This is a genomic window from Rhizobiaceae bacterium (assembly GCA_023953845.1).
In the GTDB taxonomy this organism is placed as follows: Bacteria; Pseudomonadota; Alphaproteobacteria; order Rhizobiales; family Rhizobiaceae; genus Arvimicrobium.
Genome location: JAMLJC010000001.1, coordinates 3,319,383 through 3,338,869 on the forward strand (window position 1 = coordinate 3,319,383; position 19,487 = coordinate 3,338,869).

The 19,487-nt window shown below is 65.3% G+C and carries 20 protein-coding genes; 9 read left to right on the plus strand and 11 right to left on the minus strand.

What is annotated here, in order from left to right:
• Position 1 precedes the first annotated feature (1 nt).
• On the plus strand, positions 2–1,252 hold the full coding sequence (aroA, locus tag M9955_16215) for a 3-phosphoshikimate 1-carboxyvinyltransferase (GenBank protein ID MCO5083188.1): 1,251 nt from the start codon (positions 2–4) through the stop codon (positions 1,250–1,252).
• Between the two features lie 13 nt (positions 1,253–1,265).
• Positions 1,266–3,554 (plus strand): glycine--tRNA ligase subunit beta, encoded by a 2,289-nt coding sequence (glyS, locus tag M9955_16220; protein ID MCO5083189.1) that lies wholly within the window; start codon positions 1,266–1,268, stop codon positions 3,552–3,554.
• A 102-nt stretch (positions 3,555–3,656) separates the two neighbouring features.
• Here glyS and M9955_16225 read toward each other — a convergent pair whose 3' ends face one another.
• Both M9955_16225 and M9955_16230 read right to left on the minus strand, forming a co-directional pair.
• The gene (locus M9955_16225) at positions 3,657–4,040 is read right to left on the minus strand and encodes a hypothetical protein (GenBank protein ID MCO5083190.1); all 384 of its coding nucleotides are present in this window, start codon (positions 4,038–4,040) and stop codon (positions 3,657–3,659) included.
• A gap of 150 nt (positions 4,041–4,190) precedes the next feature.
• Positions 4,191–4,706, minus strand: coding sequence for a hypothetical protein (locus tag M9955_16230; protein MCO5083191.1), 516 nt, complete (start codon positions 4,704–4,706; stop codon positions 4,191–4,193).
• Positions 4,707–4,871: 165 nt separating this feature from the next.
• On the opposite strand from M9955_16230, the gene M9955_16235 reads away from it, so the two are divergent.
• From M9955_16235 to M9955_16245, 3 genes are all read left to right on the plus strand, one after another.
• A complete protein-coding gene (locus tag M9955_16235; GenBank protein MCO5083192.1) occupies positions 4,872–5,846 on the plus strand; it encodes an L-threonylcarbamoyladenylate synthase in 975 nt (324 codons plus the stop codon).
• A gap of 8 nt (positions 5,847–5,854) precedes the next feature.
• Positions 5,855–7,285, plus strand: a complete 1,431-nt coding sequence (locus M9955_16240) for an FAD-binding oxidoreductase (GenBank protein MCO5083193.1) — start codon at positions 5,855–5,857, stop codon at positions 7,283–7,285.
• Positions 7,286–7,474: 189 nt separating this feature from the next.
• A complete protein-coding gene (locus M9955_16245; protein ID MCO5083194.1) occupies positions 7,475–8,050 on the plus strand; it encodes a DUF6101 family protein in 576 nt (191 codons plus the stop codon).
• Positions 8,051–8,071: 21 nt separating this feature from the next.
• On the opposite strand, the gene ubiA is transcribed toward M9955_16245, so the two are convergent.
• Positions 8,072–9,055: a 4-hydroxybenzoate octaprenyltransferase gene (gene ubiA / locus M9955_16250; GenBank protein ID MCO5083195.1), complete on the minus strand. Its 984-nt coding sequence runs from the start codon at positions 9,053–9,055 to the stop codon at positions 8,072–8,074.
• Between the two features lie 115 nt (positions 9,056–9,170).
• Between ubiA and purD the strand changes: the two genes are divergently transcribed.
• Positions 9,171–10,448 carry a phosphoribosylamine--glycine ligase gene (gene purD, locus M9955_16255; GenBank protein MCO5083196.1) on the plus strand — a complete coding sequence of 426 codons (1,278 nt, stop codon included), beginning with the start codon at positions 9,171–9,173 and terminating at the stop codon, positions 10,446–10,448.
• A 4-nt stretch (positions 10,449–10,452) separates the two neighbouring features.
• Here purD and M9955_16260 read toward each other — a convergent pair whose 3' ends face one another.
• Complete coding sequence (locus M9955_16260; protein MCO5083197.1) at positions 10,453–11,016, minus strand: nucleoside-diphosphate kinase; 564 nt, start codon at positions 11,014–11,016, stop codon at positions 10,453–10,455.
• A 148-nt stretch (positions 11,017–11,164) separates the two neighbouring features.
• Positions 11,165–11,596, minus strand: coding sequence for a nucleoside diphosphate kinase regulator (gene rnk, locus M9955_16265; protein ID MCO5083198.1), 432 nt, complete (start codon positions 11,594–11,596; stop codon positions 11,165–11,167).
• Positions 11,597–12,066: 470 nt separating this feature from the next.
• Here rnk and M9955_16270 point away from each other — a divergent pair, with 470 nt between their 5' ends.
• From M9955_16270 to M9955_16280, 3 genes are all read left to right on the plus strand, one after another.
• Positions 12,067–13,842, plus strand: a complete 1,776-nt coding sequence (locus M9955_16270) for an acyl-CoA dehydrogenase C-terminal domain-containing protein (protein MCO5083199.1) — start codon at positions 12,067–12,069, stop codon at positions 13,840–13,842.
• A 67-nt stretch (positions 13,843–13,909) separates the two neighbouring features.
• Positions 13,910–14,662 carry a crotonase/enoyl-CoA hydratase family protein gene (locus tag M9955_16275; GenBank protein MCO5083200.1) on the plus strand — a complete coding sequence of 251 codons (753 nt, stop codon included), beginning with the start codon at positions 13,910–13,912 and terminating at the stop codon, positions 14,660–14,662.
• A gap of 52 nt (positions 14,663–14,714) precedes the next feature.
• Positions 14,715–15,674, plus strand: a complete 960-nt coding sequence (locus M9955_16280; protein MCO5083201.1) for an adenylate/guanylate cyclase domain-containing protein — start codon at positions 14,715–14,717, stop codon at positions 15,672–15,674.
• A 27-nt stretch (positions 15,675–15,701) separates the two neighbouring features.
• On the opposite strand, the gene pdxH is transcribed toward M9955_16280, so the two are convergent.
• The 6 genes from pdxH to M9955_16310 all read right to left on the minus strand — a co-directional run bounded on the left by pdxH (position 15,702) and on the right by M9955_16310 (position 19,457).
• The gene (pdxH, locus tag M9955_16285) at positions 15,702–16,316 is read right to left on the minus strand and encodes a pyridoxamine 5'-phosphate oxidase (protein ID MCO5083202.1); all 615 of its coding nucleotides are present in this window, start codon (positions 16,314–16,316) and stop codon (positions 15,702–15,704) included.
• Between the two features lie 56 nt (positions 16,317–16,372).
• Positions 16,373–17,500, minus strand: coding sequence for a tyrosine-type recombinase/integrase (locus M9955_16290; GenBank protein ID MCO5083203.1), 1,128 nt, complete (start codon positions 17,498–17,500; stop codon positions 16,373–16,375).
• Positions 17,501–17,522: 22 nt separating this feature from the next.
• Entirely contained in the window at positions 17,523–17,765 is a 243-nt protein-coding gene (locus M9955_16295; GenBank protein ID MCO5083204.1) for a hypothetical protein, read from the minus strand.
• Positions 17,766–18,415: 650 nt separating this feature from the next.
• Complete coding sequence (locus M9955_16300) at positions 18,416–18,778, minus strand: winged helix-turn-helix transcriptional regulator (protein MCO5083205.1); 363 nt, start codon at positions 18,776–18,778, stop codon at positions 18,416–18,418.
• Complete coding sequence (locus M9955_16305; protein ID MCO5083206.1) at positions 18,775–19,056, minus strand: DUF6516 family protein; 282 nt, start codon at positions 19,054–19,056, stop codon at positions 18,775–18,777. The genes M9955_16300 and M9955_16305 overlap by 4 nt, the downstream gene beginning before the upstream one ends.
• A gap of 95 nt (positions 19,057–19,151) precedes the next feature.
• On the minus strand, positions 19,152–19,457 hold the full coding sequence (locus M9955_16310) for a hypothetical protein (protein ID MCO5083207.1): 306 nt from the start codon (positions 19,455–19,457) through the stop codon (positions 19,152–19,154).
• Positions 19,458–19,487: the final 30 nt, after the last annotated feature.

Consider the following 19,487-nt stretch of genomic DNA (forward strand, 5'->3'; position numbering starts at 1 on the left):
CATGGCCCGCGAGGCGCTGACGATCATACCGCCGGGCAAGCCGTTGCGCGGCCGTGCCTCGCCACCCGGCTCGAAGTCGATCACCAACCGGGCTCTGCTGCTGGCGGGGCTGGCGAAGGGCACGAGCCGGCTGAGCGGGGCGCTGAAAAGCGACGATACCCTCTATATGGCCGAGGCCCTGCGCCAGATGGGCGTTCCGGTGACCGAGCCGGACGCGACGAGTTTCGTCGTCGAAGGTTCGGGCAGACTTGCCGCGCCTTCCGCGCCGCTGTTTCTCGGCAATGCCGGAACCGCGACGCGCTTTCTCACCGCCGCTGCCGCGCTGGTCGACGGCACGGTCGTAGTCGACGGCGACGAACATATGAGGAAGCGCCCCATCGCGCCGCTGGTGGACGCCATGCGGACGCTCGGCATCGACGTTTCCGCGCCGACCGGCTGCCCGCCGGTGACGGTGCGCGGCGGGGGCGGCTTCGACGCAGACAGCATCGTCATCGACGGCGGGCTTTCCAGCCAGTATGTCTCGGCGCTGTTGATGATGGCCGCCTGCGGCCGCAAGCCGGTGACCGTGGCACTGACAGGAGAGCATATCGGCGCGCTCGGCTATATCGACCTGACGACCGCCGCCATGACCGCCTTTGGCGCGAAGGTCGAGCGGGTCGACAACGTCACATGGCGTGTCGAGCCGACCGGCTACCGTGCGACCGACTTCTTCATCGAGCCGGATGCGTCGGCGGCGACCTATCTCTGGGCTGCCGAAGTGCTGACCGGCGGCGAGATTGACCTCGGCCTTGCCGCGAAGGATTTTTCGCAACCGGACGCGAAGTCGCACCAACTGATCGCAGCCTTTCCGCATATGCCGGCGGAGATCGACGGCTCGCAGATGCAGGACGCCGTGCCGACGCTGGCCGTGCTCGCCGCGTTCAACCGGACGCCGGTGCGCTTCACCGGCATCGCCAATCTGCGCGTCAAGGAGTGCGACCGCATCCGCGCGCTTTCGACAGGCCTGAACGCCATCCGCCCCGGCCTCGCGCGTGAGGAGGGCGACGATCTCGTCGTCGCGTCCGATCCGACGCTTGCCGGCAGCCATCCGGCGCGCATCGACACTTTCGCCGACCACCGCATCGCCATGAGCTTTGCCCTTGCCGGGCTGAGGCTCGACTGGATCACCATTCTCGACCCCGACTGCGTGGCCAAGACCTTCCCCGCCTATTGGGACACGCTGGCCGCACTCGGCGTCTCCACCAAAGCCTGATAAGGCCATCGTCATGCCCGATCTTCTCCTTGAACTTCGCTCCGAGGAAATCCCCGCCCGCATGCAGAGAAAGGCTGCCGGCGATCTGCGCAAGATGGTCACGGACGGTCTGGTCGATGCGGGTCTTACCTACGAGGGCTGTCAGGAATACTGGACGCCGCGCCGGCTGACGCTCGACATTCGCGGCCTCACCGCCCGTTCCAAGGACGTGCGCGAGGAGAAGAAAGGCCCGAGCACCAAAGCGCCGGAACAGGCGATTCAGGGCTTTCTGCGTTCGGCGGGGTTGGCCGACATTTCCGAGGCGCATGTCCACAGCGACCCGAAGAAGGGCGATTTCTACGTCGCCCATATCGTCAGGCCGGGCAGGGCGGCGGAAGAGATCATCGCCGAACTCGTGCCGGCGGTGATCCGTTCCTTTCCGTGGCCGAAGTCGATGCGCTGGGGCAAGGCTTCGGCCAAGCCCGGCGCGCTGCGCTGGGTGCGGCCGCTGCAATCCATCGTCTGCACCTTCGGTCCGGAGACGGGCGAGACGGCGGTGGTCGACTTCGAGATCGACGGCATCCGCTCCGGCAACGTCACCCATGGCCACCGCTTCCATGCCCCCGAGGCGATCACAGTGCGCCGCTTTGACGATTACGTGTCGAAGCTTGAGGCGGCAAAGGTCGTGCTCGATGCCGAGCGCCGCAAGCGCATCATCGCGGCGGATGCCAGGGATCTCGCTTTCGCGCGCGGCCTCGAACTGGTCGAGGACGAGGCGCTGCTGGAAGAGGTTTCGGGACTGGTCGAATGGCCGGTCGTGCTGATGGGCGAGTTCGAGCAGGAGTTTCTCGACATTCCTGCCGAGGTCATCCGGCTGACCATCAGGGCGAACCAGAAGTGTTTTGTCGTCAGGGCAGGGGGAGAAGAGCTCTCCAACCACTTCCTCCTCACCGCCAATATCGAGGCGAAGGATGGCGGCAAGGAGATCGTCCACGGCAACGGCAAGGTGGTGCGCGCGCGCCTTTCCGACGCGCTCTATTTCTGGAAGACCGATCAGGCAGACCTTCCGGACCTCGCGCTGCTGGAAAATTCGGCGAAAAAATTCGGGCTCGACCTGACGAAGCCGCTCGATCAGCGCATGGCGCGGCTCGACCACCTGAACGTCACCTTCCACGCCAAGCTCGGCACTCAAGGCGAGCGCGTCGCGCGTATCGCAAAGTTGGCGGAAGAGATCGCGCCGGTGGTGGGCGCCGATCCGGCCCTCGCGCGCCGCGCGGCAGTTCTCGCCAAGGCGGATCTCCAGACGGAAGTCGTCGGCGAGTTTCCGGAATTGCAGGGCGCGATGGGCCGCAAATACGCGCTGTTGCAGGGCGAGGACGCCTCCGTCGCGACGGCGCTGGAGGAGCATTACAAGCCGCAAGGCCCGTCCGATCGCGTGCCGACCGACCCGGTCTCGATCGCTGTCGCGCTGGCCGACAAGCTGGACACACTGGTCGGCTTCTGGGCCATCGACGAGAAGCCGACAGGCAGCAAGGACCCGTTCGCGCTGAGACGGGCAGCGCTGGGGGTGATCAGGATATTGGTCGAGAATGGAGTGAAGCTCCGCTTGGGTTGGGCATTCGGCATTATCGCTGAGTCGGTAACCCAATCGATTTCGAAGCGCTTCGTTCTCAAAGTCCCGAATGAAATGACGGCTGAACAAATCTCGGATTTGGCGTCTGCGCTTCACGGCATTGTTGCCGATCTAAAAGTTCAGGAAGGCACCAACGAGTTGGTCGCAATGGCCAATATTTTTATCAATCCAGTAAACCTTTTTCAGTTCTTTCTTGAGCGAATAACAGTATATTTGCGTGACAAGGGGCATAGCGCTGACCTTGTGAATTCCGTGGTTACCGTCGACGCTCAAGACCTCCTCCAGATCGTCCGCCGCGTCGAGGCGCTCGGAAAGCTGCTCGACACCGAGGACGGCAAGAACCTGCTGGCCGGCACCAAGCGTGCGGCGAACATTCTGGCGGCCGAGGAGAAGAAAGGCACAGCGATTGCCGTGTCCGTAGACCCGGCAAAGTTCCGCGAAGAGGCCGAAACCGCGCTGTTCGCGGCGTTGAATCAGGCCGAGAGCAAGGCGGCGCAAGCGATTCAGAACGAAGACTTTTCCGCCGCCATGGTCGCGCTTAGCGCGTTGCGTGAACCGGTTGATTCATTCTTCGAGCGCGTTCTCGTGAATGATGAGGATGCGGCGGTAAGGGCCAACCGTCTGGCGCTGCTCGCCCGCATTCGCGCCGCCACGGATCAGGTCGCGGATTTCTCCAGGATCGCGGGGTAAGGCTCCGGTCCGCCAAAGACGGATCGGAAGGTCCAGCGGAGCTAAGGTGCCGAATGCCGTAAGCCCAAGCGAAGGGCTGGGGCCTCGACCTCCCACGCGCCCTCAATACCCGATGACACGCACCTTCACGCTCTGGCGATAGACCTCCACTTCGACCACCGGCTCGCCATTGACGATGGCGCGTCGCGTCGCCTGGCTCATGGCGCTGCCCTTGTTCAGCATCCGTTCGAATTTCGCGCGCGCGGCCGTCGAGCCGAACCACGGATCGTCCTGATCCTCGCGGTCGCCGCGGCCGAACTTGTGCCAGTTGGCCCGGTCCTGCCGCACCATCTGCGCGGCGGTGTCCAGCCGATAGCCGTCGCTGGCGTGGTGGTCGTTATCGGAGATCCGCGCCACATAGCTGCCCAGCAGCTGATCCGCCTGAGCCGAACCAAGCGTCGCGGCGAGAACCGCGCCGGCGAGCAGAATGCCTGCGTGCCGTTTCATGAAATGCCTCCCCTGAAGCGTTGCCCGAAGCCGGACCTTGCCGCTGCGCCGTGGCCGAAATTGGACGGCGTTCGCCAGATGTAACGCGCGCGACGGCGCCGGGCAACGGCGCCTCTGGCGGGAGTCGGCGCGCGGCTCTCGATTCCGGGGTCAGTCGACGGTGGCTGTCGGCTCGATCGGTTGAGGCTCGGGAGGGGGCGGCGGCGCCGGCTGTTCCCTCACGGCCTGGGGCTGGGCGATCGGATCGACCGGCGCGCGTGGCGCGACCGGAGCGCTCGGAGCCTTCGCCTCGACCGCGCCTTCCTGCTTCTGCGGTTTCACGACCGCCTGCGGCTGCTGTTCGTCATCCATCTGCTCGGAGCCGGTGCCGTCCGGCGAGATCGCGCGGGTGAAAGCCTCGCCTTCGATGCCGGCCCGTATGACCATCGGCAGCGGCGCTATGACCATTGGCTCCGCCTCGGATGCCATATCCTCGGACTCCACCGCCGCGATCTCCGCCGGGCCGATCACCAGCACCGAGGGCGAGCGGGCGAGTTCGCTGCCGGCAGTGATCACGCTCACCGAATTGCCGTCCACTTCTCCATCGTCGCCGATGACGATGATGGACGAAGCCTGGGCGCTTGCCGAAGCCATCGCCAACAGAAATGCCGTCGCCAGAATACGCATGACACACCCACGCAGCACGATCCCTGACGCTTTCTAGCAGCCGTGGGTTGATATCTGCTTTCCGCCGCGACGGCTATTTTAGCCATTGCGGGCTTGCGGCGGGGAAATGCGGGCGATAGGCAGCGCGGATGGTCCGGCAACGTGCCGGGCACCGGGAGTCCCATGTTGGCAAGGGTCATCAGAGCCGAAGAAGCGCTTGCGCCGGCGTGCGCGATACTGGCCGCCGGCGGCGTCGTCGCCATGCCGACGGAAACGGTGTACGGGCTGGCGGGCGACGCGACGAACGGCGACGCCGTGCTGCGCATCTTCGAGGCGAAGGGCAGGCCGCGCTTCAATCCCCTGATCGCCCATGTCGCTTCGCTGGAGATGGCGCATGGGCTGGCGCGCTTCGACGCGCTGTCGCTGAAACTCGCCGGGCGCTTCTGGCCGGGGCCGCTGACGCTGGTGCTGCCGCTTGGCGAAGGCTCGCCAATCCACCCGCTGGTCACCGCCGGCCTGGACACGGTGGCGTTGCGCGCGCCGCGCGGTTTCGGCCGCGAGTTGATCGCCGCATTCGGCCGCCCGCTCGCCGCCCCAAGCGCCAACACGTCCGGCCGCATCAGCGGCACGAGCGCCGACGCCGTGCTTGCCGATCTCGGCGAAAAGATTCCGCTGATCGTCGACGGCGGCCCGACGCCCGTCGGCGTGGAATCGACCATCGTCAAGGTCGAGCCGGAACGGATCGTGCTGCTTCGCCCCGGCGGCGTGCCCGTCGAGGAGATCGAGGCCGTGGCGGATCGTCCGGTGGTTCGGGCCGAGGGCGGGGAGGTCGTGGCTCCCGGCATGCTGGCGTCGCATTATGCGCCTGACGCGGGCGTCAGGCTCGATGCCGATGCGGTGCGTCCCGGCGAGGCACTGCTTGCCTTCGGTCCCCGCCGCATCGCCGGCGCGCAGGCGGCGCGAGTCGTGCTCAACCTGTCGGAGACCGGCGATCTGCGCGAGGCCTCGCGCAATCTCTTCGCCTTCCTTCGGCAACTGGACCGCTCGGGCGCTGCCTCCATAGCGGTTGAGCCCGTTCCTGTGAACGGCCTCGGCGAAGCCATCAACGACCGTCTGGCGCGCGCCGCGGCGCCGCGTGATATTCCCGTTTCTGGATCATAGGCTCAGCAATGACGGACAGCGCCCCGTTTCCCGCGGCCGAACTTCTCGACCGCTTCGCCGCGATCGTCGGGGAGCGTTACGCGCTCCGTTCGCCGGCCGACACCGGGCCTTACGTCACAGAGCGGCGCGGCCTGTGGGCGTCCGCCACGCCGCTGGTGCTTCGGCCCGGAAGCGTCGGGGAGGTAAGCCGCATCCTGAGGCTCGCCACCGAGACCCGCACGCCGATCGTGCCGCAGGGCGGCAATACCGGCCTTGTCGGCGCGCAGGTACCGAGACGTCGCAGTGTCGAGCTGGTCCTTTCGCTGTCGCGGCTCAATCGCATCCGCGAGATCGACGTGGCTGCCAACACCGCGACCGTCGAGGCCGGCGTCATTCTGGAAAACCTGCAGAAGGCGGCGGACGAGGCCGACAGGCTGTTTCCGCTGTCGCTCGCCGCACAGGGCACCTGCCAGATCGGCGGCAATCTGTCGTCCAATGCCGGCGGCACCGGCGTGCTGGCCTATGGCAATGCGCGCGAGCTTTGTCTCGGCGTCGAGGTCGTGCTGCCGACCGGCGAGGTGCTGGACGATCTGCGCAAGCTGAAGAAGGACAATACCGGCTACGACCTCAGGAACCTTTTCGTCGGCGCTGAAGGCACGCTCGGCGTCATCACCGCGGCGGTGATGAAGCTTTTTCCGAAGCCGAAGGGCCGCGAGATGGCGTGGGCGGCCATGTCAAGCCCCGAAGCGGCGCTGAAACTGCTCAACCGAGCGCTGGACATGGCCGGCAGCGCGGTCACGGCGTTCGAGCTGATCGGCCGGCGGCCGTTGGCGTTCCTGACGAAGCACCGTCCCGACGTCATGCTGCCGCTGCCCCTCGGCGCGCCGTGGTACGTGATGATCGAGATCTCGTCGGGCCGCTCGGCCGAGGACGGCCGCCGGCTTGCGGAGGATGTGCTGGCTTCCGCGCTTGAGGACGGCTTCATCGACGACGCGGCGGTCGCCCAGAGCCTCGCGCAGGGCAGAAGTTTCTGGCTAATCCGCGAGACGCTGCCGGAAACGCAGGCGCCCGAGGGCGCGTCCATCAAGCACGACATTTCCGTGCCGGTATCGTCCATCCCGGCCTTCATCCCGGAAGCCGAGGCCGCCGTGCAGCGCATCTGTCCCGGCGCGCGCCCTGTCTGCTTCGGCCATATGGGAGACGGTAATCTGCACTACAACGTGACGCGCCCGGAAGTCATGGCCGACCGGGACTTCCTCGACCTCTACAAGCCGATGAACCACGCCGTGCATGATGTGGTGCGCGCCTTCGGCGGCTCCATATCGGCCGAGCATGGCATCGGGCAGCTGAAGCGCGACGAACTGCTGGAGACCGCGCCTCCCGTCGGCATAGATCTCATGCGCCGCATCAAGGCGGCCTTCGACCCGGCCGGCATCATGAATCCGGGAAAGCTCATCTGAGCGCGGCAAAAGTAACCGTATTCTGACCTGCGGTGGCATTCCGATAACCATCCGCCGGACAATGAAAAATTTAACCGAACTTCTAAGGTGGACAGTAAGGGACGCCGCCTAGTCTCCCACACATAACGAGGCCGGATAACCGGCCCGGAGAAGCCGGTCACCGGCTCTCAGGAGAGACAGGATGGCAACATGAGTTCCGGACTGAAGCCAGTCTGGGCGGGGCAGAACATGCGCCTCGACCCGTTCCGCTTGCCGCAAGCCGCAAGCTACGCGACGCGCGACGATGCCGGCGAGGTTATCTTCTCGATCGACCGCCGGGGCGCCGTCATCCACCGCATTCTGGCCAGAAGCGGGCTTCCCGCGACGATTGTGTTGCCGGCGCGCGCCTTTCGCGGCGTGGCGGCGCGGGCGATCGAGGATGCCGACGGCAATGTCACGGTGACGCTGGAACTCCTGCACAGCGATCCGATGCTTTCGGTGCCGCTGCTCGTCGCTGGCGATCTCGACGACGTCGCTGCCGACTGGCGCACCTGGTCGGAGGCCTACGGGCTGCCGATGCTGCTGATCGAGGCGGACGGCATCGCGCGGACGCTGGAGGAATCGCTCGGCTGCGCCATGCTGCGCGGCGCGACGCCGCCGGAGCGCCGGCAGGGCCGCTCCTCCATTCGCCGTCGTCCGCGCTTCCTCGCGCGCCGTCGTCAGGGCAATCTCGGCCTCAGGCTCATCGTCGGGGGTGAAGAGATCATCGCGCGCGACGATCTCTGATCGCGCATCGCGCCGGGTCGCTCAGACGAGCGGCTTCAGCGCCACCCACGCGCCGCCCGCGACGAGGCCGAGGAAGATCAGCCAGCCAACGGCCGAATTCGACCTGAACAGACGCAGGCATTGCGCCGGATCGTTGATGTCCAGCGCGACGATCTGCCGGCCCATATGGATGGCCGCGGCGGCAAGGCCGGCCAGCGCCGGCAGCGGCGCTTCCGCCGCCGCGAAGGCCAGCGCAAAAAGCATCAGCGCGCCGCCATAAAGCCCGACCAGCCAGGATTTGGTCTGGTCGCCGAACAGGCGCGCGGTGGACTTCACGCCGACAAGCGCGTCGTCTTCCTTGTCCTGATGGGCATAGATCGTATCGTAGCCGATGACCCAGAGGATCGAGCCTGCGTAGAGCAGATAGGCGGGGCCGTCGAGATCGGCGAATTCCGCCGCCCAGCCCATCAGCGCGCCCCATGAAAAGGCAAGTCCCAGAACGAATTGCGGCCAGTAGGTGATTCGCTTCATGAAGGGGTAGGCCGCGACGACAGCCAGCGACAGGACGCCCAGCAATATGGCGAAGCTGTTGAACTGCAGGAGCACGCCGAGGCCGACCAGCGCCTGGACGACGAGGAATGCCCAGGCCTGCTTGCCGGACACCTGGCCGGAAGGCAGGGGCCGCGAGCGGGTGCGTTCCACCTGCGCGTCGATGTCCTCGTCGACGATGTCGTTGTAGGTGCATCCCGCGCCCCGCATGGCGATCGCGCCGACAAGGAAAAGCAGAAGATGCCACGGCGACGGAAGCAGCGACAGAAGCGGCTCGCCCGGCAGCGGGTAGGCCGACGCGGCCAACGCGGCGGACCACCAGCACGGCCACATCAGAAGCCATACGCCGATCGGCCGGTCCCAGCGGGCGAGCTGCGCGCAAGGCCAGAGCCAGCGCGGCAGGACACGATAAACCCAATGCCCGCTCGGCGCGTCGGCGACGCGGCCCTGTCCGGCTCTTGACTGGATGGTTTCCATGGCTGCCGGAGTGGCAGGCGGGGAGTGGGCCGTCAAGCCGGCAGGGCGCCGCGCTTCTGATGACGCTTGCGTGTGAAGGCTTGATTTTCGTCCCTTCACTCCATACGGGCGTAGCATGAACATCCTCCTCATCGGCTCGGGCGGGCGCGAGCACGCGCTGGCCTGGAAGCTCTCCGCATCGCCGCTGCTGACGAAGCTTTTTGCCGCGCCGGGCAATCCGGGCATAGCGGAGGAAGCCGAATGCGTCGCGCTGAATGTCGATGACCATGCGGCCGTCGCGGCCTTCTGCAAGGACAAGGCGATTGATCTCGTCGTCGTCGGGCCGGAGGCGCCGCTGGTTGCGGGCCTCGGCGATGCGCTGCGCGCCAATGGCATCAAGGTGTTCGGGCCTTCGCAGGCAGCCGCGCAGCTCGAAGGCTCGAAGGGTTTCACCAAGGATCTCTGCGCGCGCTTCGGCATCCCGACCGGCGCTTACGGGCGCTTCCGTTCCGCCGAGGAGGCGAAGGCCTATGCGCGGACGCAGGGCGCGCCGATCGTCGTCAAGGCCGATGGGCTCGCGGCCGGCAAGGGCGTCACCGTCGCCATGACGCTGGACGAGGCGCTGGCCGCCATTGACGCCTGTTTCGACGGGGCGTTCGGCGGCGCGGGCGCGGAGGTGGTGGTCGAGGAATTTCTGGACGGCGAGGAGGCGAGTTTCTTCTGCCTCTGTGACGGCATGAACGCGCTTTCCTTCGGCTCGGCGCAGGATCACAAGCGCGTCGGCGATGGCGATACCGGCCCCAATACGGGCGGCATGGGCGCCTATTCGCCCGCTCCCGTCATCGACGCCGGCATGCATGACCGCATCATGAGCGAGATCGTGGAGCCGACCATGCGCGGCATGGCCGAGATGGGCATGCCGTTTGCGGGTGTGCTGTATCCCGGCGTCATGGTCACGAAGGACGGGCCGAAACTCATCGAATACAATGTCCGCTTCGGCGATCCCGAATGCCAGGTTCTGATGATGCGCCTGAAGGACGATCTGCTGGTGCTGCTGAAGGCCGCCGCCGACGGCCAGCTCGCGCATATGTCCGTGCGCTGGCGCGACGAAGCGGCGCTGACCGTCGTCATGGCTGCGAACGGCTATCCCGGCGCGGTGGAGAAAGGCAGCGTCATCCGCGGCGTCGAGGCCTTGGGCGACGGCGTTCAGGTCTTCCATGCCGGCACGGCGAGGAAGGACGGCGAGCTGGTCGCCAATGGCGGGCGCGTGCTGGCTGTCACCGCGACCGGGCGCACCGTCTCGGAGGCGCAGCGGCGCGCCTACGCGGCGGTCGACCGCATCGACTGGCCGGGCGGCTTCTGCCGCAGCGACATCGGCTGGCGCGCGGTCGAGCGGGAAAAAGCGTCAGCCTGATCCGTCAAGCGGCCGAAGGGCCGGGATCGTCGAAGCCGCCATCGCTCCATCCGCCCCGAGGCGCGACCGGCGCGCCGGCCTGCGCATCGGCGTCGTGCACCAGACGCAGGACACGCGACACCGGTCGCGACGGATTGACTTCCGTGGAAAGCGCGGTGCCCAGCCGCTCGCGCCGGGCCGCTTCCGGCTGGTAGACCACTTGAACCACGCTCAGCGTCTCGCTGCCGCCATCGGCCTTGGGGATGGTCATGGATTGGCCTTCCGCCAGCCCGATCAGCGCCAGCGCGCGCGGGTGGCTGATCGGCAGGCTCTGCCCGACCAGACCGCGCATCTCTTCCGGCGTGATAATGCGCGTTTCGGCGGGCGCGTCGTCGACGCGGAAGCGAACGCGGCTCGACAGCGTCACGACCTCCGGCGCGATATCCTCGCGAAACATCAGCATGGCCCGCGACAGCTTACGCCGCAGGATTTCGGCCGCGATCGGGTCCCGCCCGATGGCGCGCTCCCGCATCACTTCCAGTATCGTATGGTCCTTGGTCGTCAGTTGGTAGGTTTCGTTGCTCGACATGGCGCGTCTCCGGCCAGCCCGGCGGGCATGGCTCGATCAGTGATCCGTTGCGTGTGAACCCGCCCTGCGCCGCGCACCGTGGCGGCGCAGGGTCAGGCTCCCGCGATGGGGAATCTCGCGCGATGTGGAGAGAGGACGCAGCGCATGTCTATGCCGCTGACGGCGTGTCGAGGTCTTCGGCCGGCGCGGTCACCGCCGTCACGGTGAGTGCATGCTCGCGTCCGTCACGCGCCGTCCAGCCGATCGATTGGCCTTCGGACAGGCCGATCAGCGCGGCGCCCACCGGCGTCAGGATCGAGACCCTGCCTTCGGCGATATCGGCGTCGCCGGGGAACACCAGCGTCACCGTCCGGGTCTCGCCGGCGTCGGACGAATAGGTGACGGTCGAGCCCATCCGGACGGTCTCGGGCGGCAGGCTGCCGTCGCCGACGACGCGGGCCCGGTCGAGTTCGGAAAACAGCGTGTCCGACAGTTCCGGATTGCGCGCGGCGATGGCGTCCGCCAGCGCCGACAGACGCTGATGGTCGCTTCTCGATATGCGGATGCTCGGCTTGCGCCGGCTCTTGATGGTCTCTTGCATGTGAACTCTCATGGTCTTGCGGACCTGCCGCACCGCGATGCCGGGCAGGTCGCCTGAAACGCAATAGGATTGATGGAGATGCGCCGCTTTACGGAATCCGGGCTTCAATAGGGAAGCCTGCAGGTGTTCCGCCATGTTCGCCCCGCGGCCCGGGGCGCACATTTATGGCAACCGAGCCGGGGGTTACGATCCCGCGATGGGACAAACCCGGAAAAGGCAGAAGCCTGATGTTTCGATTGCGATAGTCATGCCTCATAGTTGGGGAATGAGGTCGCCAAGTCAAGTGAGACCGCTTGACGCCGCAGTCAGGTCCGCCCGGCAGTGCGGCATGATGGCGAATATCGCCGAAACGCGCGAAAGCGCCGCCGCATCATTTGACGCTTACGTAAAAAGAATCTAGCCCTTCGTGTTCATCGATCCCGATCCGCGAAGAATCGCGCGATCGCGATTTCGCACCATCGAGGAGAAGCATGTATCGCGCGCCCGTCGAAGAAATCGCCTTCACGCTGAAACATGTCGCGGGCCTCGATGCGGCCATCGATACCGGCGCTTTCGGCGATCTGTCGGAGGATCTGGTCGACGCGATCCTCGCGGAAGCCGGACGGTTCGCCACCGAGGAGATCGCGCCTCTCTACAAGGCCGGCGACGGGCACGGCGCCGTCCTGAAGGACGCGGCGGTGACCACGCCGCCGGGATGGAAGGACCTTTACCGCCACTGGACCGAAGGCGGCTGGAACGCCCTGTCCGGTCCTGTCGCTTTCGGCGGGCAGGGCTTGCCGACCATGCTCGCCGTCGCGGCGCTCGAAATGTGGAATTCCGGCGCCATGGCCTTTGCCATCGGGCCGACGCTGACCATGGGCGCGGTCGAGGCGCTGGACAAGCACGCCTCCGACGACTTGAAGGCGGCCTATCTGGAAAAGCTCGTCTCGGGCGAATGGATGGGCACCATGAACCTGACCGAGCCGCAGGCGGGCTCCGACCTCGCGGCGCTGAAGGCGCGTGCCGAGAGGGCCGGCGACGGCACCTACCGCATCTTCGGCCAAAAAATCTTCATCACCTATGGCGAGCACGATTTCACCGGCAACATCGTGCATCTCGTGCTGGCGCGGTTGCCCGACGCCCCGGCCGGAACGCGCGGCATATCGCTGTTCCTCGTGCCCAAATTCCTCGTCAATGCGGACGGGTCGCTCGGCGCCCGCAATGACGTGTTCTGCGCCTCGATCGAGCACAAGCTGGGCATCCACGGCTCCCCGACCTGCACCATGATCTATGGCGACGGCTTCGCGAAGGACATGCCGGCCGGCGCGATCGGCTGGCTGATCGGCGAGGAGAACAAGGGCCTCGCCTGCATGTTCACCATGATGAACAATGCCCGCCTTGCCGTCGGCATGCAGGGCATAGGCGTGGCCGAGGCCGCCACGCAGAAGGCGCTCGCCTATGCGAACGAGCGCCGGCAGGGCAAGGCGGCCGGCTACAGCGGCGAGGGGATGACGCCGATCGTCCACCATCCGGACGTCCAGCGCAATCTGCTCACCATGAAGGGGCTGACCGGCGCGGCGCGCGCCATCGCCTACGCCTGCGCCCATGCGCTGGACATGGCCCATGCGTCGCAGGGCGATGCGCAGCGCCACTGGCAGGAACGCGCCAACCTGCTGACGCCGGTCGCCAAGGCCTTTTCCACGGATATCGGCGTCGAGGTCGCCTCGCTCGGCGTGCAGGTGCATGGCGGCATGGGCTTCATCGAGGAGACCGGCGCAGCGTCCTTGCTGCGCGACGCGCGGATCGCGCCGATCTACGAAGGCACCAACGGCATCCAGGCGATCGATCTCGTGACGCGCAAGCTGCCGCAGTCGGACGGCGAGCAAATCGCAGGCTATATCGCGGAACTGCGTGGCGTGGAGCAGGAACTACGGCAATCGAACCTGCCCGGCCTCGGCAGGTCCGCCGATCGGCTGGCGGAAGCGCTGGACGCCTTGCAGGAAGCGACCGGCTTCCTTCTCGCCGCGCAGGGGGAAGGGCGGCAGCAGGAAGCTCTGGCAGGCGCGACACCCTATCTGCGGCTGTTCGGCCTCGCGGCCGGCGGCGTCTATCTGGCGAAGGCGGCGCTCGCCGACGGCAAGGGTCCGCGCATCGCGCTCTGCCGCTTCTTCGCCGAGAACCTGATCGGCGAGACGGCGGCGCTGAAGTACCGCGTCATCGGCGGGGCGGAGAGCCTGTCCGAGGCGGCGGCGACGCTTGTGGCGTAGGGGTCATGGCCGTAAAGGGCCGGACCGGCAACTGGATTTCGCTTCTAGCCGCTTTGGAGACATCTGCATGACCGATCACATCGTCGTTGAGCGCCGCGGCGCGGTGCAGGCGATCCGCATCAACCGGCCGGAGAAGAAGAACGCGCTCACCCGAGCCATGTATGCCGCCATGAGCGCGGCGCTGCGCGAGGGCGATGCCGATCCCGCCATCCGCTGCCATGTCTTTCTCGGGGTGCCGGGCGCGTTCTCGGCCGGCAACGATCTCGCCGACTTCCTCGTCATCGCCACCGGAGGTGAGGGCGGCGGCGAGGTCTGGGACTTCCTGCTGGCGCTCGCCGGCGCGCAAAAGCCGATCGTATCCGGCGTCGACGGTATCGCGGTGGGGATCGGCACGACGCTCAACCTTCACTGCGACCTGACCTTCGCCACGTCCCGCACCGTTTTCCGCACGCCCTTCGTCGATCTCGGCCTCGTGCCGGAGGCGGGCTCCAGCCTGCTCGTCCCGGCTCTGATCGGCCGTCAGCGCGCCTTTGCGCTGCTCGCGCTGGGCGAGGGGCTTTCCGCCGAAAAGGCGAAGGAGGCGGGCATGATCTACGAGCTTGTCGACGAATCGGCGCTCGAGGAACGCGTCTTCGCCGCCGCCGGAGAGATCGCGGCAAAGCCGCCGGAAGCGCTGAGAATCGCGCGCGACCTGATGCGGGAGCCGCGCGAGGCTGTTGTCGAGCGGATCGGCAAGGAAAGCGCGCTTTTCCGCGAGCGCCTGACCTCGGCCGAGGCGCATGCCGCGCTCACCGCCTTCATGTCGCGCAAGAAGACGTGATAGAAGGGCCGCCTTCGCTGCTTCGGCGGCGCGACGTGGAGGCCGCCGGCACGTGACCACGCAACGCAAGCTCACCACCATCCTTTCGGCCGATGTCGAAGGCTATTCGCGGCTTATGGGCGCCGATGAGGAAGGAACCTTCTCGGCGCTGAAGGCGTCGCGCGACGTGATCGCGCGCCACATCGCCGGCTACGACGGGCGGGTCGTCAACACCTGGGGCGACGCGCTCATAGCGGAGTTCGCGAGCGTCGTTTCGGCCGTGCGCGCCGCCATCGACATCCAGAGCGAGCTCGCCGAACGCAATGCCGGCAAGCCGCCCGACATGCGCATGCTCTATCGCATCGGCATCAATCTCGGCGACGTCATCGTCGACGGCGACGACATCTATGGCGACGGCGTCAACATCGCGGCGCGGCTGCAATCCGAAGCGCAGCCGGGCGGCGTCCTCATCTCCAACAGCGTCTACGATCAGGTCCGCAACAAGCTGACCGTCGCCTTCGAGTTTCTCGGCGAACTCGACGTCAAGAACATCGAGGAGGCGGTGCCGGCGTTCGCTATCCGGATCGGCCCGGCTCCGGAGCCCCAGACGCCTGCCAGTCCACCGGCGAAGCCACGTCCGGCGCCCGTAGCCGATCCGCGCTGGGGCCGTGACGGAACGCCTTCGCCGTCGCCGCGCAATGCGCCCGAACCCGTCGACACGCAGGAAAAGCGCCGCCGGATTTTTCTCGTCGGCGTGCCCGCGCTTCTGGTCGGCATAAACCTGCTGACGTGGGGCGGCACGTTCTGGGCCAAATGGCCGCTGCTCGCCTTCGCCATTCTGGGCGCGCTGCACTGGGCGCGGCGTCGCGGCGTCGACCAGCCGCTGGCGTTTCTCGGCGTCGTCGCGGCGACCGTCTTGCTGGTGAACCTGTTCACCTGGGAAGGACGTTTCTGGGCAATCTGGCCGCTGCTCGCAATGGCCGTTCTGGCTGCCGCGCGCTGGTACCTTTGGCCGGGCGAGAGCCGCGAATAGTTCTCCGGCGCGAGCCCGGCAGGCTTTTCAGGGATAGAGCCGCGTCTTGTCCCAGCCGCCTGCGATCCTGACGAACTTCATCCGGTCGTGAAGCCGGAACGGCCGGTCGTGCCAGAACTCGATCTCCTGCGGCACGATGCGGAAGCCCGACCAGTAGGACGGTCGCGGAATCGCGCCGATGGCATAGCGGGCGGTGTATTCGGCGACGGCCTTTTCCAGCGCGAACCTGCTTTCCAGCGGGCGCGACTGCTTCGAGGCCCACGCGCCGATGCGGCTGCCGCGCGGGCGCGTGGCGTAATAGGCGTCGGCCTCCTCGTCCGACACCACCTCGACCGGACCGCGCACGCGCACCTGACGCCGCAGCGACTTCCAGTGGAAACACATTGCAGCCTTCATGTTGGCCAAGAGTTCGCGGCCCTTCGCGCTTTCGAAGTTGGTGTAGAAGACGAAGCCCGCCTGGTCGAAACCCTTGAGCAGAACCATGCGCACATCGGGCAGTCCGTCGCTGTCGACGGTCGCCACCGCCACCGCGTTCGGATCGTTGGGTTCGCTTGCGGTCGCATCCTCAAGCCATGCGGCGAACAGCTCGAAAGGCTCGGGGCTCTCGGTGAAGTCACCGGTTGTTCCGATATTATTCTGCAATTTCAATGCCTTGCGAAGTGGGTTCCAAAGGTTTCCAAAAGCGGGTTTCCACGGCTCTATTTGACCAGTCTTATCTCTGGCTTGCGGCGCGCTTCCTCAACCTTCGTCACCTTCTCCATCGCCTGAACGGCGAGGCGAACCTGGCTGGCTTCGCGGCTATACAATTCGGCATATGCGATGTTGTTGTGGCCTAGCGCTTCCATGATCTGCCGCGTCGAGGCGTCGGCTTCCGCCAGTTTCACGCCGAGCGCCTTTCGCAGTCCGTGCATCGTATAGCCGGCCGGGACGCCAGCATCAGAACACCATTGCGCCATGCGATTGCTTAGAGAGGCGCTGCCATAGGACCCGCCGCGAGCGGATACCAAGACGGTTTCAGTTTCGCGCGATAGGGGGGCGAGTTCTTGTTCCAACATCGTTGTCATGGGTAGGAATATGGTTTTCCCCCGTTTGCGGCCCTTAAACTGGATGAACTCGAAGCCCTCGATCTGTCGGACCACGCCATCTATGACGACTGTCTTTGTCGTAAGGTCGCTCCATCGCAGGCGAGCGACATCGCTGACCCGATTGCCAAGCCATAGCGCCAGCGCATAGGCTGTCCTCTGCCTTGTTCCGACTGCCCATTTCGCTTCGTATAGCGCCATGACGGCGAGGGGCCATGCCTTGTGGCCGTCCGTGGCCGGGTTGCGCGTCATTCTGTAGGTGGGATCGGCTTCGATCCATTCCTCATCCAACGCTACCAGGATGAGTTTGCGGAGGCAGATAAGAACGATTCGCTCCATATGCGGCGTGTCGGAGAACTTCGCCAGAATGGTCTTGACGTGGCCGCGCTTTAGCTCGGCAACAGGCCCGTCTCCAATCTCGACAGGCCCCATCTTGATGGAAAGAATGCGCTCGATCGTCAGACTGTATCTGGTGCGGCTCTTTTCATCCAGCGCCTTCCATTCCGGCGCGCCCTTCAAAATCCGATATGCAGCCTTGAGACTTTTCGGCAAGCCTGACCGGGGGTGGATGATGACCGGCGCGGATCGTCCCGCAATGGCCCTATGGTAAGCATCATCGAACGCCGGACTGTGCGGCTCGCCCGGCAGCATGACATCTTTCTGGCCATTCCTGCGAAGGCGCCAGCGCGTCTTGCCGTGCCGCGTCAACATGGACGACACGCCTGGGTAGTCTGGATGCTTCATGGCGCTCACCATAGGCAGCGCGTCATTTCACTGCATAGAGCCTGTCGAAGAAATTTCCACTATCCACATCAGGCAAGTCGTTGAATGCTACATCAAGCGCCACGCGATCCCATACCGTGCGTCCGTCCACGCGCTTGGGCTTTGGCATCCGGCCGTCTTTGACCATTTCGTCAAACTTGGTCGAGCCGACGCCGACATATCGTGCGGATTCTTCTCGGCTTAGGCCGCGTGGCGGATATGCCAGACTGTCCGCCGCCCTACTCACCCACGCCTCCATCGGTGAGAGAGCGGACCGCGGCAGTGTTTAGCATCCAGTTTTGAAGGCGGAGGTAATTTTCAACATCTGGAGCTTTTCGCCCGGAGCATATCCTTGAAATGGTTGCCCGCGATATTCCTGTATCGCGGGCGCAATCCGATTGTTTGATGCCACGTATCGCTATTTGCATGCGGACCGATCGGGCAAAATCCTCTGCATCGAACAGATTCCCGCCCTGCGCGATGATCTCAGCCGGCGTCATGCAGGATACCTCCTAGAGCCTTCCCTGCCGGGGAAATAAACGGTCTCGTCCGTGTCAGCCGCCACTAAGTAGTCGGGAGCCGGCGTGCTTCCGTACACCAGCCGCCACCAATACACCCGTGATCTCAAGAACGACTACGCCGTCATCCCCGTCGATGGCACCATTGGCGACAAGGACTTCTATGACCCCGCGTGGGGTCCTCGGTGTTTCAATGATCCAGAAGGATTGAAGCGGCCAACAAAAATCGACGGCTCCTTGTAGTGTCGTATAGAGGCGATACCAGTCAGCTTGCGTGACTTCTCGCCTGAGGTCGTAACTAACCACGTACCAAGCCATTATACCCCCTCCTCCCTTTACCCCATGCAAGCATGAGGCAGGAGGGGAGTCGAGTCAGGGCTTAGGCCGCCGCCTGCACATCAAAATCGAAGTGAATGCGGTCATAGGGGAACTCTACGCCTTTATCGGCACGGTCGATAACCCCTGCATTGATGAGACGCACTATGTCCCGATGCACGGCCTGTACGTCACGGCCGACGCGTCGGGCTACTTCGCGGATGGACAGAGGCCCTTGACCGGCCAGCGCCTTGACGATGGCGAGACGGGCAGGGGCCAGCACATGGTGCATCTGATCGTAATCGGGGAAGTTGAGTGAGGGCGCGGCCTCGGGGGCATCGCGACCTTCCTTCACCATGCGATCCAAATCAGCGAACCGCGCAGCGGCGTCTTCCATCGTTCCGATGCGGATGGTCAGTGTGGTCATTTCAGCATCCCTTCTGCGTCCTGATTGAAAGTCCGGATCAGCGCTTCCAGCGTAGTGAATTCATAGCGTTCCTCACGCCCGCCGATGTGACGGTGATCGCCCTTTCCGCGCTCGTTGTCGTAGCGAAGGACACATTCGCCGTTCACAACAAGAGCGAGCCGGTACTTGAAACTATGGGCGCTGCCGGGAACCGGGGAAGGCAGATGCCAAAGAACAATCTCGATGAACGCCTCGTCGCTGAGGTTGGTACGGGATTTCTCTAACAGCCGAGCCTTCATGTTGTTATCGCTAACAACATCTGAGAGTGTTGTCAATTAAAACAACAGAGAAGGCTTCTTAGGAAGCCCCTTACTTGTTCAGCGCGGATGGATGCCTAATCGCAGACGCCGTTCTCGTCAGTAGGAACAACCATTGGAACGCCGTCAAATACGATCTCGGCGTCGTCCTTCACGAGCAAGGTTCGAGTGCTCCCGTCGTCGCAGGCCATCTTGGCTTCGGCTTGGCTGACCGGCCAGTTCTCTATTCTGCAAACGACATCCGCAGCATTGTTTCGCTTGAGGGTGAAGGTGCCGCCTTCGGCTGAGACGAGAGCGGTCTCGCAGCCTGTGTCGGCCCACGTCTTGGCGTGAGCGATGGAAGCGGTGGCGAGAAGCCCCAAGATAATCAGCGTAGCGCGCATCGTTTCGTCCTCCAGCCCTCATCATATAGG

Coding starts and splice junctions, on each gene's coding strand:
- M9955_16300 (MCO5083205.1), bottom strand. CDS start 18,778: ATGACCACACTGACCATCCGCATCGGAACGATGGAAGACGCCGCTGCG.
- M9955_16270 (MCO5083199.1), top strand. CDS start 12,067: ATGTATCGCGCGCCCGTCGAAGAAATCGCCTTCACGCTGAAACATGTC.
- M9955_16305 (MCO5083206.1), bottom strand. CDS start 19,056: ATGAAGGCTCGGCTGTTAGAGAAATCCCGTACCAACCTCAGCGACGAG.
- M9955_16225 (MCO5083190.1), bottom strand. CDS start 4,040: ATGAAACGGCACGCAGGCATTCTGCTCGCCGGCGCGGTTCTCGCCGCG.
- M9955_16275 (MCO5083200.1), top strand. CDS start 13,910: ATGACCGATCACATCGTCGTTGAGCGCCGCGGCGCGGTGCAGGCGATC.
- rnk (MCO5083198.1), bottom strand. CDS start 11,596: ATGCAAGAGACCATCAAGAGCCGGCGCAAGCCGAGCATCCGCATATCG.
- purD (MCO5083196.1), top strand. CDS start 9,171: ATGAACATCCTCCTCATCGGCTCGGGCGGGCGCGAGCACGCGCTGGCC.
- glyS (MCO5083189.1), top strand. CDS start 1,266: ATGCCCGATCTTCTCCTTGAACTTCGCTCCGAGGAAATCCCCGCCCGC.
- M9955_16240 (MCO5083193.1), top strand. CDS start 5,855: ATGACGGACAGCGCCCCGTTTCCCGCGGCCGAACTTCTCGACCGCTTC.
- M9955_16245 (MCO5083194.1), top strand. CDS start 7,475: ATGAGTTCCGGACTGAAGCCAGTCTGGGCGGGGCAGAACATGCGCCTC.
- M9955_16260 (MCO5083197.1), bottom strand. CDS start 11,016: ATGTCGAGCAACGAAACCTACCAACTGACGACCAAGGACCATACGATA.
- M9955_16310 (MCO5083207.1), bottom strand. CDS start 19,457: ATGCGCGCTACGCTGATTATCTTGGGGCTTCTCGCCACCGCTTCCATC.
- aroA (MCO5083188.1), top strand. CDS start 2: ATGGCCCGCGAGGCGCTGACGATCATACCGCCGGGCAAGCCGTTGCGC.
- ubiA (MCO5083195.1), bottom strand. CDS start 9,055: ATGGAAACCATCCAGTCAAGAGCCGGACAGGGCCGCGTCGCCGACGCG.
- M9955_16290 (MCO5083203.1), bottom strand. CDS start 17,500: ATGAAGCATCCAGACTACCCAGGCGTGTCGTCCATGTTGACGCGGCAC.
- M9955_16230 (MCO5083191.1), bottom strand. CDS start 4,706: ATGCGTATTCTGGCGACGGCATTTCTGTTGGCGATGGCTTCGGCAAGC.